Source organism: Agarivorans albus (assembly GCF_019670105.1).
Classification (GTDB): Bacteria; Pseudomonadota; Gammaproteobacteria; order Enterobacterales; family Celerinatantimonadaceae; genus Agarivorans; species Agarivorans albus.
On record NZ_AP023032.1, the window covers coordinates 4,620,356 to 4,637,721 of the forward strand.

Consider the following 17,366-nt stretch of genomic DNA (forward strand, 5'->3'; position numbering starts at 1 on the left):
AACACCTATTATTGCTGTGCTAATCCTTTGAATTTAATTTCAATAGCAATTGCCTATCGTAAAGATAGATTCAATTGCTTTTACAAATCACTGCGAAAAATTGATACTAGACCCATCAAACGAACACACCTTATTAGAGTTTACGGAGAAAGATATGTTAGAGAATCGCGAAGGCCAAAATGTACCAAGTGTTACTTTTCATACTCGTCAAAACGACGCTTGGGTAGACATTACAACAGAGCAGTTATTCAAAGATAAAACCGTGGTTGTTTTTGCCCTACCTGGTGCATTTACACCAACTTGTTCATCAACACACTTACCACGCTACAACGAGCTAGCTGATGTTCTAAAAGAAAATGGCGTTGATGAAATTGTATGTTTAAGCGTTAACGATACGTTTGTAATGAACGCATGGTTAGCCGACCAAGAAGCTGAAAACATTACTGTAATTCCAGATGGAAACGGCGAATTCAGCGAAGGCATGGGCATGCTAGTGGGCAAAAACGACTTAGGTTTTGGCAAACGCAGCTGGCGCTACTCTATGTTGGTGAAAAACGGCGTAATCGAAAAAATGTTTATTGAGCCAGATGTTGCAGGCGACCCGTTTGAAGTATCAGATGCCGACACCATGCTTAACTACATTAATGCCGACGCTAAAAAGCCTTCTGCAATTAGTGTATTTAGCAAGCCAGGTTGTCCTTTCTGTGCCAAAGCTAAGCAATTACTACACGACAAAGGCATGGCTTTTGAAGAAGTAATACTTGGCACCGACGCCACCAGCGTAAGCCTTAAAGCGATTAGCGGCCGCAGCACTGTTCCACAAGTATTTGTAGACGGTAAACACATTGGCGGTAGTGAAGAGCTAGAAGCTTACTTAGCTTAAGCAATTAAAATTCAGGCGAGACGGTCTACTCGCCTGAACAACCCAATTCGCAGGTTTCAAAGGTAGTTATCATGTCAAATTCAGAAGTTAAGCAATCTGTAGATGTAGCCATTATTGGTGGCGGAACCGCAGGTTTAGCCGCATACCGCGCCGCAAAAGAGCATACCGATTCGGTATTAATGATTGAAGCAGGCCCCTATGGCACTACCTGTGCACGGGTAGGCTGTATGCCAAGTAAATTGCTAATTGCAGCTGCTGAGAATGCCCATCAATATGAAAAGTCGGCCCAATTTGGGGTTAACTTGGGTAAGCCGCAGATTGACGGCCACGCCGTGATGCAACGGGTAAAATCTGAACGCGACCGCTTTGTGGGTTTTGTATTGGAGTCTGTAGAAGGCATCGATGCTCAGCACAAGCTAGATGGCTACGCCGAATTTGTTACTGAGAATCAACTTAGCGTTAAACATAGCGATGGCTCAAGCACTCAAGTTGAAGCTAAGCGCATTGTTATTGCTAGCGGCTCACGCCCAGCTTTTCCAGCACCTTGGGCCGAGCTAGGTGACCGCTTGTTGGTAAATGACGATATTTTTGAATGGGATACCTTACCAGAATCGATTGCGGTATTTGGCCCAGGCGTAATTGGCCTAGAGCTTGGTCAAGCCTTACGTCGTTTAGGTGTAAAAGTACTGATGTTTGGTGTGGGTGGCGCAGTAGGCCCACTTACCGACCCAACCTTAACTGATTATGCCAATACCACTTACGCCGAAGAGTTTTATTTAGATTCAGACGCTAAGGTTGAGTTAATTGAGCGCAGTGAAAATGGGGTCAAGCTTCGCTATATCGATAAACAAGGTGCAACAGTTGAAACTGAGGTTGATTACCTAGTTGCTGCCACTGGGCGTAGACCTAATACCGATAAACTGGGTTTAGATAAGCTGGATATTCAGCTTGATGAACGCGGTGTGCCGGTTGCCGACCACTACACTTTGCAAACATCGATAAGCCATATTTTTATTGCTGGTGACGCTAGCAACCAGATCCCTCTACTGCACGAGGCCGCCGACCAAGGCAAAATTGCAGGTGATAACGCCGGACGTTGTAAAGAAGTGCGCGCTGGTTTACGTCGCACGCCAATAGCAGCAGTATTTAGCGATCCGCAAATTGCTATGGTGGGCGAAAGCTACCGCGATATTGAAAAACGCTTAGGCTCTTGTGGTTGCTTTGAAGTTGGCGAAGTAAGCTTTGAAAATCAAGGCCGCAGTCGAGTGATGTTAGTAAACAAAGGCATTGCTCACTTATATGGTGAACAAGGCACAGGCCGCTTTTTGGGAGCAGAAATTATCGGTCCAAATGCCGAACACTTAGCTCACTTATTGGCTTGGGCGCATCAAGCTAAAATGACGGTTTCACAAATGCTGGATATGCCGTTTTATCACCCAGTGATCGAAGAAGGCGTGCGCACAGCATTACGCGACCTAAATGCTAAGTTGCACCTTGGTCCAGAAATGATTGATGCCTGCATGGAGTGTGGAGTGGGTAGCTAAACCCTCGAAAACGCTACAAAACAAGCCCTGTGGTTAAACGCCATGGGGCTTTTTTCATTTAAGTGACTAAAAAATCAATAAATATGTTAGCATCCAACTATTGCCAACAAAGCTTATCATTACGGATAGTTTGCTCTATGCTATTTGCAGCTTTGTTGAAACAAGGATGAACGATACAAACGCTTATGTCTGCTTTTAGATTTTTTATTAGCTTAGCTCTAACTTTATATTTGGCCTGTTATAAGCCTGCAATTGCTGCCGATTTGAATGCCAGTTCACAGCAAATCTACTTAGCAGAAGACCAACAAGTATTACCGCACCGCTACAGTGACATACCTAGCTGGCTAAATAAACTGAGCCAAGTTGATCGGGTAAAACTTAGTGGCGGAAGCTATTGGCTAGTAAAAAAAATCAACATATCGCAACCTAATCAATGGATAGCTAGCGTAGACGGCCCAATTATCGAAAACATTGATTACTACCTTTATTCAGAAGGTAACCAAATGCGCCATCTTAGCAGTGGTTACCTACACCCTTATGAGTACTTATTTAGCTATGCCCGCCACATTGATACGCCCAGTTTAGGCGGATACTGGCTGATTACCCGCATTTCTAGTCAATATTATACCGAACAACCGCAGCTCAGCTTTGGTCACAAGTCAGACTTGAGCCAGCTTTACCACTGGCGAGCGAGTGTGATTACCCTGTGCTTAGGCGGTTTACTGATTTTAGCTATCTACAATGGCGCAGTTGGCCTAGTGCAACAAGATCGCGTATTTGCTTACTTCAGCGGCTATTTATTTTCCATTACTCTTGCTTTGGCCTTGGTTTTCCATGTTGCTGCGCACTTATTGCATCTACGCATTACCCAATTACACCTATTACCAGTGCTGTTGATTCCAATCTTTAGTGTGTTGTTTTACTGCCGTTTTCTCAGTTTGCAGCAATATGCACCGAAGCTGTGGCTAGCAAGTCGCTACCTAATTGCACTATGCTTACTCAGTATTCCGGTTGCGGTTATTTGGGTAAATTGGGCGGTAATTTTGGTCTACTGCGTGATCTTACTGTGGGTAGTTTTAGCGCTTTCTAGTGCTTTACAATGCTGGCGTCAAGGCTCAAAACAGGCGCAGCTTTTCATCCTATCAACCCTACTATTACTAATACCCGCGTTACTGTTAGCAATGGCCGTTGTGCCTAAAAACACCACCACCTTGTTGGCAGCCGACTTATCCATTCTACTTAGCTGTATTTTTAGCACCTTGTTCATGTCACTGGCGTTGCATTACAAATTTAAGCGACTCACCTTAGAGTCCTTATTAGTCGCTAAGCAGTTGAGTGAAGAACGCGATGCTGCTCGTTTAGATGCCCTAACTGGCTTAAAAAACCGCTATGCCTTTAACGAGTATGTAAGCAATATTGAATTTGATGAAGAGCATCACACCAGTCTCGCCTTGGTCGACATTGATTATCTGAAAAGCATTAATGACCATGCCGGCCACCAAGAAGGCGATAAGTTAATCAAGTTGGTGGCTGAAGCGCTCAACATGGTGCTCAGCGACCAAGTTAAACTTTACCGCATTGGCGGCGATGAGTTTGCGGCCTTTTCCGACACCTTATCTTGCAGTGAGATTGACGAGAAACTGGCCATTGCCGACAAAATCATCCAACTAAATGGCACTGCGCAAAGTGGCATTAGCTTTGGCAGCGCCAGCACCGACGATTGCCAAGACGCGGAGCAGTTATTTTACCGAGCTGATATGACCATGTACCAACAAAAAGCCCAGCGCAAACGCAAATCCAAGCTAGTTGCGCTTAATCAACAATCCTAGAGCTGTTTATCTTTCGAGCTTACTTTTGCTGCAATAGGAGTCGAGCAATAGCTTGATATGGTGTAACTTACTGGTCTAAGACATCCACTACACTTGTTGCATAACTTTTCTCATGGAGTTGACCATGCTTATTTCCCCACAATTAACGGGCAATATCGCTCGCAATTGTCATCCGCCAGGCTGTAAAGCCTATTTGCAACAACAAGCAGATTATATTCAACAACAAGCGACCATAAGCGGCGCAAAAAAGGTGCTGATTTTGGGAGCCTCTTCTGGCTTTGGTTTAGCCTCTCGCTTAACTTTAGCCTTAGCAGGAGGAGCCGATACCATTGGCGTATCCTTCGAGCGCGGCCCTAATGAAAAAGGCTTGGGCAGTGCCGGCTGGTACAATAATATTTTCTGCAAAGAACTCGCCGAGAAACAGGGTTTACTGGTAAAAAACTTTATCGGTGATGCTTTTGATCCAGCCATGCGTAGCCAAGTCATTGAGTACATTAAGCAAGAGTTTGGCGGCAAAGCTGATTTGGTGATTTACAGCTTGGCTACGGGTAAGCGCAAAACCGAATCAGGACAATGGCACTCGGTACTAAAAACCACCGACGCGCCACTACATGGCTTAAGCATTAACCTAGAAACCGAACAGCTAGAACCGCAAACTGTAGAATTGGCCAATGCTGCAGAAGTAGAAGCCACCACTAAAGTCATGGGCGGCGATGAATGGCGAAACTGGATAGATGCACTGCAACAAGCCGATGTACTAGCCCAAGGCTGCAATACCATTGCTTATTCCTACGTAGGGCCAGAACGCACCGCCGCGATTTATCGCGATGGCACCATTGGCCGAGCTAAACAGCACCTACATGTCACTGCACAAGAGCTGGATAAACAGCTGCAAACGCAGGTAGGCGGCCATGCCTACGCTTGTGTATGTAAAGCCTTGGTAACAAAAGCCAGTGTCTACATCCCAGTAATGTCACCCTATATATCTTTACTCTACAAAGTAATGAAAGAGCAAGGTAGCCACGAAGAATGCATTGAGCAAGCTTATCGACTATTTAGCCAACACCTCTATCCACAAGATGGTCAAGTTCGATTAGACACGCTAAATCAGCTTCGTATTGACGACCTAGAGCTAAGCCCACAGGTGCAACAGCAAATAGACTTACGATACCCCACGGTCACAGCGGATAACTTCAAACAAACCACCGATTTTGACGGTTACAAAACAGCGTTTTTACGCCTAAATGGCTTTGCAGTAGCTGGGGTAGACTATCAGCAACCTTGTGATATTGAGGCTTTAAGCCAGCTCAAACCATGATAGACATTCACATAATTAGCGCTGAACAAACCCTAGCAATTCGCCAACAAGTGCTATGGCCAAGCCATGATTTAGCTTTTTGTCGAGTACCTGAAGATGACACTGGTGAGCACTATGGTGCTTACCTTAATGGCAAACTCATCATGGTGGCTTCGTTATTTACTAGTGGAAACGAGATTCGGCTGCGTAAATTTGCCTGTTTGCCGGAGCACCAAGCGAAAGGATATGGAAGCAAAATGCTCAATTACATGGTTGAACAACAAGCGGGTAAGCCATTAACTAGTTTTTGGTTTGACGCACGTTGCAGCGCCATTGGTTTTTATCAACGTTTAGGCTTTTTAGTGACGAGTGAAGTGTTTGATAAACATGGCGTTGCCTATGTAAAAATGGCAAAAGCACTTTAGGGTCTGTTGATCTTTGGTGTTGAAATTTTGTTCGAGATAAGCGGGCTTTAATCGCGGCGAGCACTTAGAAGCCTAGTTGGCTAAGCAAGAAGTGCTTAACAAAGAGTAAACTTCGCTTACCCGAACCCTTCGGGCAGCATTTCTTAGCCATTTATTCAGCGTTAGCGAGTGATTATTAAGCCCACTTAACTACTCACTCACTGCCTTGCCTAAATGGCTAATAAATTACTGCAAAAACCATCAGCAAAGATCAACAGACGCTAGTAACAACCTCCCTACAAATTACAGGCGAAAAAAAAGGAGAAGCAATGGCTTCTCCAATTTTTCTGTCGGTCAACAAAGGTCAGATCTTATTTCTTTCGATATCGCGCCAATCCTTGGAACGATGGAAATAGAGTAATGATAGCGTTTTCTTGATGCAAGCATTTTCCCAGTCAATCACAAGAAACTAGATCGAGCTCACTTAAATTAGAGGCATCCGTGATCTAGATCAAAGAATCGTTTCATTTGATTACACACCAACCCTAAGCAACTGTTTTTAATAAATAATTGCTATTTCTTCTCGATTATTTCAAGTTGAAAAAAGCAGCTAATTGCGTGCAAAAAATTGAGCAATATCAAGGGATAAAACGATTATTTAAGCGGCTTTGGCACTCATCAGCGCAACAGAGTCACAGTCAGTGAGCAAGCGACTAAATCAGTGAATAAATATCGAAGCGGTGGGTTTTAGTACTTAAATGGTTATGGGCAACTTTACCTGCTAGAGGCTCTGCATAGCTGGGCCTTTTTACCACTACTCGTTTTTGTGCAACTTTCAAAGCTTGCTCCAACAACAAGTCTGCATCTAAGTCGGCACCTACCAGTAGCTGAAAAACTCGCATCTCTTTTTTAACTTGTGCAGATTTTTTCCGGTGAGGATACATGGGGTCTAAATAAACCACGTCGGCCTGTAATTGCTGATGAGTAAGATCATCAATACTGCTTGCGTATATCAAGCGCATTCGCTCCGTAACCCAAGAGCCAATGTCGGCGTCTGCTTTAGCCCGTCGTAATCCGTCATCAAGTAAGGCTGCCACCCAAGGGGAGCGCTCTAACATGGTGACCTTACAACCGAGGTTGGCCAATACAAAAGCATCTCTGCCTAAACCCGCTGTACCATCGATAACACTGGGGCGTTGACCTTTTTTAACGCCAACCGCTTTACTCACCGCTTCCGCACCACCATATTGACGGCGATGGGCAACTCGGCCCGCTAGAAAGTCAACTTTAACGTCGCCCAATTTAGCCTCATCGCAGTAGCGCAAGGCTAAGCTCTCACCATCTAGCACCAAGCAAAAACCGGTTTCTGGCAGCTGTTCACATCGCTGCATAGCAAAGCGCTCTATTAAGCTATTGGCGTAGTCAGTGTCGGCGGATTGCTCACAATACAAACGTGGCTGCTGGCTGTCCAAGGCAGGGCTCCATAAAGAAATAAAACAAGTTTAACAGATGATGCTTAGTTCAGGACCAACATCTCAATAGGAACGGGCTTGCCAAAATGATAACCCTGCGCAAAATCGACTCCGATGTCGGCCAGCACCTTGTTGATAGCCTCATTCTCAACAAACTCTGCAATGGTCTTCTTACCCATCACATGAGACATCTGATTAATGCTTTTTACAATGGCGGCATCCATATGGTCGTTTTCTAAATCACGAATGAAAATACCATCGATTTTGAGGTAATCGATGGGCAAGTTTTTCAAATAGCCAAAAGATGATAAACCAGAGCCAAAATCATCAAGCGCAATTTTACAGCCTAATTTACGCACCTTGTTAAAGAACTCGGTGGCAACATCCAAATTAGCAATGGCCACTGTTTCAGTGGTCTCGAAACAGAGCTTGTTCATTGGCAGCGCACTATCTTCCAGCGTTTGCAGCAGCCAAGCAACAAACTCTGCGCTGCCTAAAGACTGCCCAGAGAGGTTCATTGAGCACATATTAAGACGGGTTAAATGCCCAGGGTTTTCCGATAGCCACTGCAATGTTTTTTGAATGACAACTCGGTCAATTTGATCGGCGAGGTTGTAGTTTTCTGCCGCGGGTAAAAACGCCCCAGGAGGCACAACTCGGCCTTCTTCGTCGATCATTCTTAATAGAACTTCGTAGTGGAGGTAATCATTCTCACTCGGTTTAACCGGCACAATAGCTTGCGCGTACAATAAGAATCTTTCTTCACGCAGCGCTTTTTGAATACGGGTTACCCATTCCATCTGCCCTTGGCGCTCAAGCAGCATCTGGTCGTCCATTTGATATAAATAAACGCGGCTTCGGCCTAAAGATTTTGCAGTGAAACATGCGTTATCAGCTTGTGCCAATACCTCTTGAGAAGACCCCTGCTGCTGCTGGAATAGGGTTACTCCGATACTGCAACCAAAACTGAACATCCGCTCATCACGAACGTAATGAGTATCGTTTAGTCGGTCAATCACCAAGTTAGCGAAATCTAAGCTGCCTTGTTGCGAGCTATCTTCAAGTAAAATGGCAAATTCATCACTGCCCAAACGAGCCACCACGGCAGACTCTGGGATCATTTGTTCCAATACTCCGGCGACTTGCTTCAAGGCCTGATCGCCCGAACCATGACCAAAGGTATCGTTAATCACTTTAAACTGAGCTAAATCGATAAAGAGCAAGGCGTGCTGCTGCTCACCAGATAGCGAAGAGTTAAGTAACAGCTCTAAACGTCGCTCGAAGAATCCTCGATTATAGATGCCAGTGAGCAGGTCAAAATTGGCATGAAAATCAAGCTCTTCTGCCAAGCTACGGGTAGCAGTAATGTCTTCACATACCAACATGAATAGGTCTTCTTCTGCCATTCGCACAAAAGATTCTTTAAACCAAAGCTGCTTATTATCACCATTGTTATAGGCGATCTGTCGGGTAACTTTATTACTGCCAATCCCTTCAAGATATTCTAACAAGGATACTTGCTGAGACTGCTCGGCATACAAACTACGAAGCTGAGATAACTCCAATTGTTTTTTAGACATGCCAAGATGTTTAGCAGCCACTTGATTACAGCAAACAATTACCCCCAAGCGGTTCACCAACATTAACAGTGCTGGGCTTTGCTCAAACAACAAACGATAGTGTTGCTCACTTTGTTTAAGCTGACGATGCTCTAACTGAATTAACTCTAAATCTCGCAACTCGAGCAATACTTGTTCAACAATACCGTTGGTGGCGCTCTGTGGAGTTAGCGCAAAATCATAAAGTACATTGCGGTTTTCAAGGTTTAGCTCCGCTTGAAACCTGACTTTTTCACCGGCTAAACTTTTAGCAATGGCATCTCGCAGCTGCTGTTTTAAAGGCACTTGATGTTGCCACACATGGCTATCAAGCAAGGAATTACCCACGATGTAATTTGCTCGCTCGCCGAGTAACTCCATCAAAGCTTGGTTTAACAACTGTACGTGACCATTTTCGTCTAACAGAGCGCTGGCTTGCTCGGTAAAAGTAAATACTGACTGAAGATTTTGTTCATGCTCCGCCAACTCTCGTTGGGTGCGGGTTAAAGCTCGCCAAACTCCGTAAATAGCCAAACTAGCAAGTAGCAAAGTAATGCCCACTAACAAGGCGCCTTGATAACGCTGTGGCAAGGTTTTATAAGCTTGCTGATTAAGAAAATGACTATTCTCGGCCAAGTTACCGCGCGATACTTTCCAGCGGACTAGCTGCTTATTATCAAACAAATAGGTTTGAGGTCCACGGGCACTAATGGCAATGTCGCGTACATCAGTGCCTTGCAGTACTTGTAACACGGTGTCACCAAGTGCCTGACCCAATGGTTGCGGCAAACTAACAAAACCACCCACCGCACCATTACCTATCGCATGCTGCCATAGGCTATAAATAGGTGCTCTAGACACCATAGATAAAGACTGAACAGCTTGTTCTGTAAGCTGGGTATTACCAATTTGCGATTGCTGTAGAGCCCCCAACAATACTGCTTGCTTGGCACTTAGCAGCGAGGTTTTTGCTTTTACCTCTTCATAATCTTGGTCTTGCCAAAGGGTATAAGGAATAGCAAATTGCTCAGCCAGCTGTACAAACTCTTTGGTGATTTCACTGCTAGCTTCGCTATCGTCTACTAGTAAGTAAATTGCTTCTAAATCTGGGATTAGTTGACGGATCAGCAACAGATTTTCACGCATTGGCAGCTGTTCGTGAATCCCCGTTATACGCCGCTCCCTAGGTCCCATATAAGCCGACAGGTCGGCTCCAGCAGCCACAATTGGCGCTTGAAGTATCGCTTCATCTTGCAGAGCTAAAGCAGTGTGTAGGGCTTGCTCGCCCACAGTCACCACTAAATCAAATTGGTAGTAAAGAATGATTTCATTAAGCAAATCGAATTGGGCTAAACGATAACTAGGGTCTTGCGAAGGGCTTGGCTCTATTCGGTGATTAAATAACCACACTGAACGATTACCCACTTGTTGACGCAAACCTCTGTCAAAGCTGGCATCCCACTGTAAACCTGCAGGATAAGAGTTAAGCATTAACACCCGAGCGGTGCGCGCTTCTGCCTTTAACGACAATAGCGCTAAACTAAGCAACACCAGCAACAAAATTGGCTTAATCACCTGATTCAGTGAATAGACTCTTATTAATGAATTACTCACAAAAATAAACGGCCACCCTTCACATTTATCACCAATTATTAAGCCTTTATCGACCTTGACACTATCACTAGGCGTAGCCAAGTCACTTCTGTAGAATATGTTACCAAATTGCAGCAAGGTCTATCATATTTATGAATATTTTGATGGCTCTATCACAACTCGAAGTGACCGGAGCCGAAGTCTACGCTACCCAAGTTGGCGATCGACTCACTCAACGGGGTCATCAAGTATTTTACGTATCAGATACCTTAAATTGTCCACATAAGGGCCAGCACTTTAGCTTGCGCTTTAACAAACGCAGTCTTCCTCGCAGAGTATGGCACGTATTGTATCTTATCTATCTAATTCTTCGATATAAAATTCAACTGGTACATGCACATAGCCGTGCTTCTGGGTGGTCTTCTTATATCGCCTGTAAGCTAACTAACACGCCAATGGTTACCAGTGTGCATGGTCGCCAACCAGTGCACCGCTCACGCAAAAAATTTCACGCACTCGGTTATCATGCTGTCGCAGTATGTGAAAACATCGCTCAGCAAATTATTCGTGACTTAGGGGTGCCTAGCGAACAAGTAAGTGTGGTTCGCAATGGCGTTGATAGCCAACAATTTTCTCCGCTCCCAGCTGCCAACAACGATAAACCCATTATTCAAATCATCGGGCGTTTAACCGGCCCCAAAGGCGAGTTAGTTTATCAATTGCTTAAACAATGCATTGATTTAGACGCTAACCAAGTACAGGTGATTAGCGGTAGTAAAGTGGAGCCACGCTTTGCTGAGTTTGAAAACAAAGTAGAGTTTTGTGGATACAGCGACAACATTCGCTCGACAATTAGCCAAGCGGATTTGGTTATTGGTGCCGGGCGGGTAGCCATGGAAGCCTTGTTGTGCCAAAAGCCGGTGTTTGCGGTGGGCGAGGCAAAATCTGTTGGATTAATCAACTTGGATAACCTACCTACAGCACTTGAGAGTAACTTTGGCGATATTGCTTTAGAAGGTAAAACGGAACTTGATATAGATTATGAATCAGTCGCAAACCAGCTTAAGCGAGCGATAGTTAGTGCCAGCGTTAGCGACGAATTAGTCACAAATATTAAAGCTGAATACGATTTAGATGAAGTATGTAAGAAGCTATTAAACGTTTACCAAAGTGCCTATGTTTACACCAAAAAGCGTGAAATACCTATCATCATGTATCACCGGGTAATAAATGATGACAGCCAACACGGGGTGTATGGCACTTACGTTACTGAAGAGCGCTTAGAAGAGCATTTTCAAACCATTAAAGCTATGGGATTGACTCCAATTACTTTCAAAGAGTTAGCTAAAATAGGATTGGAACATCGCTTCGATCACGGAAAACGCTATATCATTCTCACCTTTGATGATGGCTACCAAGACAATTATGACCTGCTATTACCCTTACTCAAAAAATACCAATTTAAAGCAGTAATTTATGCGGTAAGTGGCACCGACCATAACCAATGGGACGCAAGCCACCCCACAAAACCAGATCAACGCTTTGAGTTGATGAGCCCAGAAACTATGCGCGACATAGACCGAAGTGGATTTGTAGAGATTGGTGGGCACACCCTGAATCACCCCAAACTCGCGGAACTGAGCGAGCCTGAGCAACAGCACCAAATAGAGCAAAACAAAAAAGACTTAGAGAGCTTGCTAGGACGTGAGCTCACTACCTTTGCTTACCCCTATGGCAATCATAGCCAGCAGACAAAGCAATTAGCTAAACAAGCTGGCTATGCTTATACAGTAGCCACGGATTCCGGTCCAATAGGCCTGCACCAAGATTTACAGCAAATTCGCCGAATTGTAATGTTCCCCAGCACCACTAAGTTTGGCTTATGGCGCAAAATAAGAGGGAACTATACCTACCGAAAAGCCATAAATAAGAACAACTGAAGCTTACTTAGCTAGCTCTTGTAGATGGTCTATCAAACCATCTACTATCAACTCAGCCGAAGGGTGTTCTCCATCAAGCTGATAAACGACTTGATGTAAGCCGTTTATCTGTGGCCAATAGCGATGGACAGGCGTACACATAAAAATACCCAAAGTGGGTGTGTGCGTAGTAATGGCTAAGTTTCTAACTCCGGTATCTGGTGAAACAAGCACATCAAGGTTCACTAGCTCTTTACGCAGCGACTCTAATGAACCAGCTTCCACTACTCGCAGGTTTTTAATACCTTCTGAGCTCAAAAAGTCCGCTTTCTCTTCTTTACCGACACCCTCATAAAAAATGATCTCGGCATCTGGGTAACGCTGATTAACCAGTTTAATTGACGAGAGACAGGTTGCACGGTCAAACTGTTTTTTTACCGTAGACGCACCCACAAACCAACCTATCTTGGCCTGCTTGGCACCCAACCTAGGCACTTCGTTAACCTCCAAAGCAAAATTAGGAGTAGCTAAGGGTTTATGACCAAAGACTCTGAGCTGGTCAATACAACAATTTAACTCTGTACTAAGGTCACTGCGGAGAACACAAAAGTCATGAAACACCCGTTGCTCAATAACACTATAAGGAAAGCCTACTTTGAACCGACATTGCGCAAACATTAGAAATGCTCGAGAGCGGGCGGTACACGAAAGATCAAAAACAAAATCGAATTGACCTAAACCTTGAATATCTTTCCGCGTTTTTAATAGGCTCAGTTTCTTTTCTCTTGCCGTTTCTACAACATGGATATCATCAACAAGATCATCGGGCATGCCAATTTTGTAGTGAGATAACAACGACAACACAATTTTCGCGTTTGGAAAAAGGCGCTTCGCTTCAACAATAAAAGCCCTTACCAGAATTAAATCGCCTAAAGCGGCATAGCGAATGATAGCGATACGTTCTACTTTATTAAAATCTACTCGCGCTATTTGTTGTTTGGCACTAGCTTTCGCATAACCACCACGCTCAATCCAATATTTCTTCAAAAATACTCCGCTACTTAGCTAAAAAACTAAGACTTAAATTCTCTATTTAAACAAACCTGTTTTATGCTTAAACCAATAGCAATAGTTAATCCAATTGCAGGCATATTTGTCTCTATATCTATAATATTCTCGACGAATACGTTTGATAGTGCTCAGCTTTTTTTTCTTCGTATTCTCATCTATTGTTTGCTTGATATCTGAGTCTTCACCACGCTGAAACACATAGCGTGGTTCAACTCCAAATTGTAAGACCTCACTCAGCTGCTCTTTATCCATGTAATCATCCACCGGATGTATCCAAGAGCTGGCATTTTTTACGAAACGTTTAGCGGCGGAGGGAGTAAGCGCATACGCATGAGCACAATCAGTTTGTCGCATATATTTTACTATCTGCAGAGGTCCAAGCGGCTCTTCCTCTACAAACTCACCAACAGGCCACAAAGAGCGTAATCGACCTCGGCCCAGTTTAATGTATTCATAGCGTGGTAAAACCTCATCTAGCAGGGTAAATACATCGTAAAAATTATCGGGAATAAGCACATCATCTTCGAAAACAAATATGGACTCATCAAGCTCGATGCACTTTTGCCACATCAAATAATGACTAGCAAAGCAACCTAACTCACCAGCATTAAGGCCAGCACCGCCCTGCCACTTAGCTCTTGCTTCATCATATTTTTGAAATAGCGGGTGCTCTCCTTTAACGCCATCGACCGCATCAAAGAACTCAAAATCCAACTCCGTCTTAGCCAGCTCCCTAGTGATTAGATCTCTACGTCCTGTAGAGCGGGATAAACTAATTACAAATATTTTCATCTACAAACCTTGAGTTAATTATGCAAAAGCTTAGCCGCTGCATCCAGCAGCTCATCGAGATCAAACTCCTCGATACTAACTTCCTCTGAACGGGTTTTCGCTGCTCGAGTAAATATAGCCTTTGTAGGCTGATAATTAGGTGACCACATAGCAAAGTTAGCTGGGTCTTGACGGTAAATAGCTACCATCGGGGTTTTAAAACAATGTGCGAGGTGTACAGTGGCTGTATCTACACTAATAAACAACTTACTATGTTTGATGAGTGCAGCATTTTGTTCGATTGACTCTGTTCCATCTAAACAAAATACTCCATCAATGGAAGCAGAAATGCTACTAACTAGTTGTTGAGTAACAGGGGAAGCCAAAGCCACAATAGGATAAGAGAAGCGAGCCTTAAGCGCTAACAGAACTTCCCTCAACCTTGCTTCCGAAAATGAACGCTTAGAAGTGTTACCAAATGCATTGATCGCTATAAAACGATCTTGTTTGTCACCCAAAAACGAAAGCACTTGCTCGTCGATTACGTCGGGTAGATTAAAATGATAGCTAAAGTCATTCACGGCAAAGCCTAAGCTCTTTGCGGCTTCAACAAAATATTGCTGGCTATGCTGACCAGCTACCTTGCTTGCTATATTACAATTTATTAGCGCCACGTTATCCGCTACACCAACATTCGCTTTTGCATTTAAGCAACGTAACATCAAGAAATCTCGGGGTTTAAATACCTCTGCTAAAAAAACAACCGCATCATAGTTTGGCAATTCAGAGAGCAAGCTACGGACCTGCCACAACTTAGCACGTTTGGGATAACAGTGAACCTTATCGATATGCGGATCTGCGTCGAACAAATGCCGAGAGTTTGGTGTGCAAAGCACGCCGATGTTTAAATGTTGATTGTTGCTCTTTAACTCTCGATATAGAAAAGATGACACAACGCTATCACCGATCTTGCCATCACCTCGCACTACCAAAATGCTTTGAATGGAACGAGCTGCTTCTAATTTCGCTATTGGTTTATCAAATAACCATTTTCCAATGAAAAAGCTGAGTCGCTCTCTCCATTTGAGTAAACGGCCAAACGTATTATCCTTAAGCAAGTAGTTAACCTTCTCTAATAGCGCAAACTTTAATTAATCGTTGTATTATATCGCACAAGAACTCCTTAAGCCTCAGAATGAGCACTAAAAACTTAAACAGTTTCTTTTAATAAGCAGAGTGAAGCATGAAAAAGATTGGTTACACCACAGGTGTGTTCGATATGTTCCATATTGGTCACCTCAATGTATTACAACGCGCTAAGCTAGAATGTGACTATCTTATCGTTGGTGTAACTACTGACGAACTGTCGATACAAGCAAAAGGTAAGAAACCCATTATTCCGTTTCAAGAGCGACTAAAAATCGTTGAGTCGATTAAGTTTGTTGATGAAGTTGCTCCACAAGTAAACTACGACAAAATGGAAGCGTGGAACAACTTAAAGTTCGATAGAATGTTTGTTGGTGATGATTGGAAAGGCACCGAGAAGTGGACAAAACTCGAAACCTCTTTCAAAGAAATAGGCGTGGAAATTGTTTACTTTTCTTATACAGAGCACACATCAAGCTCAATCTTAAGAAAAGTATTAGAAAACATGTATAAAGAGCAAAGCTAAGATTAACCAGCGAGACTAGTCGCGCTGGTTAATCGCATTAAACACACGTTCACAGTTTTTTTGGTCCTGAAAACTAAAGTATTCTTTTATTTTTAACAGATGATCATCTTGAGGAACAAACTGGTTAGCAAACACCATTCTAATTTTCTCTTCTAACTCTGCTGGCGTATCTGCCACATAACCTGGAAGGTCACGTCGTATATCGATAAACGCTTTGTGTTTCCTAGCCCCAATAAACTTCTCATAATCAAACTGATAAGAAATAAACGGCTTATTCATATAAACAAAGTCAAAAAACACGCTTGAATAGTCAGTTATCAACAACTTACCCATCCTTAACAGCTCAGTCACAGAATACTGACCTTGCCTAAGAATATGAATCCGAGCAGAAGAGAATTGGTCTAAATACTTGGAACTTTGCTGAATGTTTTGATGAAGATAGATGGCAATATGGGCATCATTGTCTTCTAGGTACTGCTTAAAACTGTCACTTTGTAATAAAGCTTTGGTTTGCTTAAACAGTTGTGTTTCTTGAAAAGCATCGCCTAAATTCTGTTCATCATCTCTGAATGTTGGCATATAAACGATCAAATTAGGCCATTTAGCCTCTGCGCTCAAATCAGTCATGCCATCAAAGCGAGGATAGCCAGCGATTACCACCTCGCTATCTTCATACCCGTATTCTTCAGTAAAAATAGCTTTATGCTTCGGTGATAAAGCCATAATTTGAGAGTTAAGCGGAAATACGCTCTTGTGATAAAACTGCTTGCCATTTTTTAGAAACCCAACCCCATGATTGAGCATCACTCGCTTAGCTTTTAAGGTTTTTCGAGTCAGCTTTTTCAAGATGCCTAACTCATCAGGAATCATCCAAAGGCCATGAGTCGAGATAATAGCCTCGGCATGATACATATAGAAATACTGCTTCCACGAGTCGAGTGCGAGCCACTCTTCATTCGATTGAAACTTGTTAATAGAAGGCGAATCATCTCGAATCACATAATAGGCTTCGATAGATGGCGCATTGCTTTTTATCCAACGAAATAACTCGTAACCATTTTCTTGAGCCTGAGTTTCTGTTTCACATAACAACCAAATTTTCTTTTTGAAAAATGGTTTGGTAAAAAAGTACGCAATTCTCGCAGTTTCAGCTAACAAGGTAGCCGTTGAAACTTTAGCTAAATTAGCCACACATTATCCTATAGAATAACAATCGAGCGGTTCAAGTGAGGAAGTTTAGTTGCCCACCACATGAAAACTATAACAAACTAAAGACTAAACACTGACCTAAAGCTCAGCGTTTAGCCGTTCTA

Annotated in this window: 13 protein-coding genes; 7 read left to right on the plus strand and 6 right to left on the minus strand. The window is 43.4% G+C overall.

What is annotated here, in order from left to right; all coding sequences use genetic code 11:
* Positions 1-154: 154 nt before the first annotated feature.
* From K5620_RS20920 to K5620_RS20940, 5 genes are all read left to right on the plus strand, one after another.
* A complete protein-coding gene (locus K5620_RS20920) occupies positions 155-883 on the plus strand; it encodes a glutathione peroxidase (RefSeq protein ID WP_016400117.1) in 729 nt (242 codons plus the stop codon).
* Between the two features lie 71 nt (positions 884-954).
* Positions 955-2,427 (plus strand): dihydrolipoyl dehydrogenase, encoded by a 1,473-nt coding sequence (locus K5620_RS20925; RefSeq protein ID WP_016400118.1) that lies wholly within the window; start codon positions 955-957, stop codon positions 2,425-2,427.
* 185 nt (positions 2,428-2,612) lie between these two features.
* Positions 2,613-4,256, plus strand: coding sequence for a GGDEF domain-containing protein (locus K5620_RS20930; protein WP_016400119.1), 1,644 nt, complete (start codon positions 2,613-2,615; stop codon positions 4,254-4,256).
* 124 nt (positions 4,257-4,380) lie between these two features.
* Entirely contained in the window at positions 4,381-5,574 is a 1,194-nt protein-coding gene (gene fabV, locus K5620_RS20935) for an enoyl-ACP reductase FabV (RefSeq protein WP_016400120.1), read from the plus strand.
* Positions 5,571-5,978, plus strand: coding sequence for a GNAT family N-acetyltransferase (locus K5620_RS20940; protein ID WP_016400121.1), 408 nt, complete (start codon positions 5,571-5,573; stop codon positions 5,976-5,978). Before fabV ends, K5620_RS20940 begins: the two co-directional genes overlap by 4 nt.
* Positions 5,979-6,670: 692 nt before the next feature.
* Here K5620_RS20940 and K5620_RS20945 read toward each other — a convergent pair.
* Positions 6,671-7,348 (minus strand): class I SAM-dependent methyltransferase, encoded by a 678-nt coding sequence (locus tag K5620_RS20945; RefSeq protein ID WP_221077493.1) that lies wholly within the window; start codon positions 7,346-7,348, stop codon positions 6,671-6,673.
* 125 nt (positions 7,349-7,473) lie between these two features.
* On the minus strand, positions 7,474-10,641 hold the full coding sequence (locus K5620_RS20950) for an ABC transporter substrate binding protein (protein WP_215426323.1): 3,168 nt from the start codon (positions 10,639-10,641) through the stop codon (positions 7,474-7,476).
* A gap of 131 nt (positions 10,642-10,772) precedes the next feature.
* On the opposite strand from K5620_RS20950, the gene K5620_RS20955 reads away from it, so the two are divergent.
* Positions 10,773-12,560, plus strand: coding sequence for a bifunctional glycosyltransferase family 4 protein/polysaccharide deacetylase (locus K5620_RS20955; RefSeq protein WP_016400124.1), 1,788 nt, complete (start codon positions 10,773-10,775; stop codon positions 12,558-12,560).
* A gap of 3 nt (positions 12,561-12,563) precedes the next feature.
* Here the strand turns inward: K5620_RS20955 and K5620_RS20960 are convergent, their stop codons facing one another.
* Genes K5620_RS20960 through K5620_RS20970 form a run of 3 tightly spaced genes read right to left on the minus strand, consistent with a single transcriptional unit; the run spans position 12,564 to position 15,499 of the window.
* Positions 12,564-13,586, minus strand: a complete 1,023-nt coding sequence (locus K5620_RS20960; RefSeq protein WP_016400125.1) for a glycosyltransferase family 9 protein — start codon at positions 13,584-13,586, stop codon at positions 12,564-12,566.
* Between the two features lie 42 nt (positions 13,587-13,628).
* Positions 13,629-14,402 carry a glycosyltransferase family 25 protein gene (locus K5620_RS20965; RefSeq protein WP_221077429.1) on the minus strand — a complete coding sequence of 258 codons (774 nt, stop codon included), beginning with the start codon at positions 14,400-14,402 and terminating at the stop codon, positions 13,629-13,631.
* A 14-nt stretch (positions 14,403-14,416) separates the two neighbouring features.
* A complete protein-coding gene (locus K5620_RS20970) occupies positions 14,417-15,499 on the minus strand; it encodes a glycosyltransferase family 9 protein (RefSeq protein WP_016400127.1) in 1,083 nt (360 codons plus the stop codon).
* Positions 15,500-15,624: 125 nt separating this feature from the next.
* On the opposite strand from K5620_RS20970, the gene K5620_RS20975 reads away from it, so the two are divergent.
* Positions 15,625-16,053, plus strand: coding sequence for an FAD synthase family protein (locus K5620_RS20975; RefSeq protein ID WP_016400128.1), 429 nt, complete (start codon positions 15,625-15,627; stop codon positions 16,051-16,053).
* A gap of 15 nt (positions 16,054-16,068) precedes the next feature.
* Here the strand turns inward: K5620_RS20975 and K5620_RS20980 are convergent, their stop codons facing one another.
* Positions 16,069-17,244, minus strand: coding sequence for a CDP-glycerol glycerophosphotransferase family protein (locus K5620_RS20980; protein ID WP_016400129.1), 1,176 nt, complete (start codon positions 17,242-17,244; stop codon positions 16,069-16,071).
* Between the last annotated feature and the right edge of the window lie 122 nt (positions 17,245-17,366).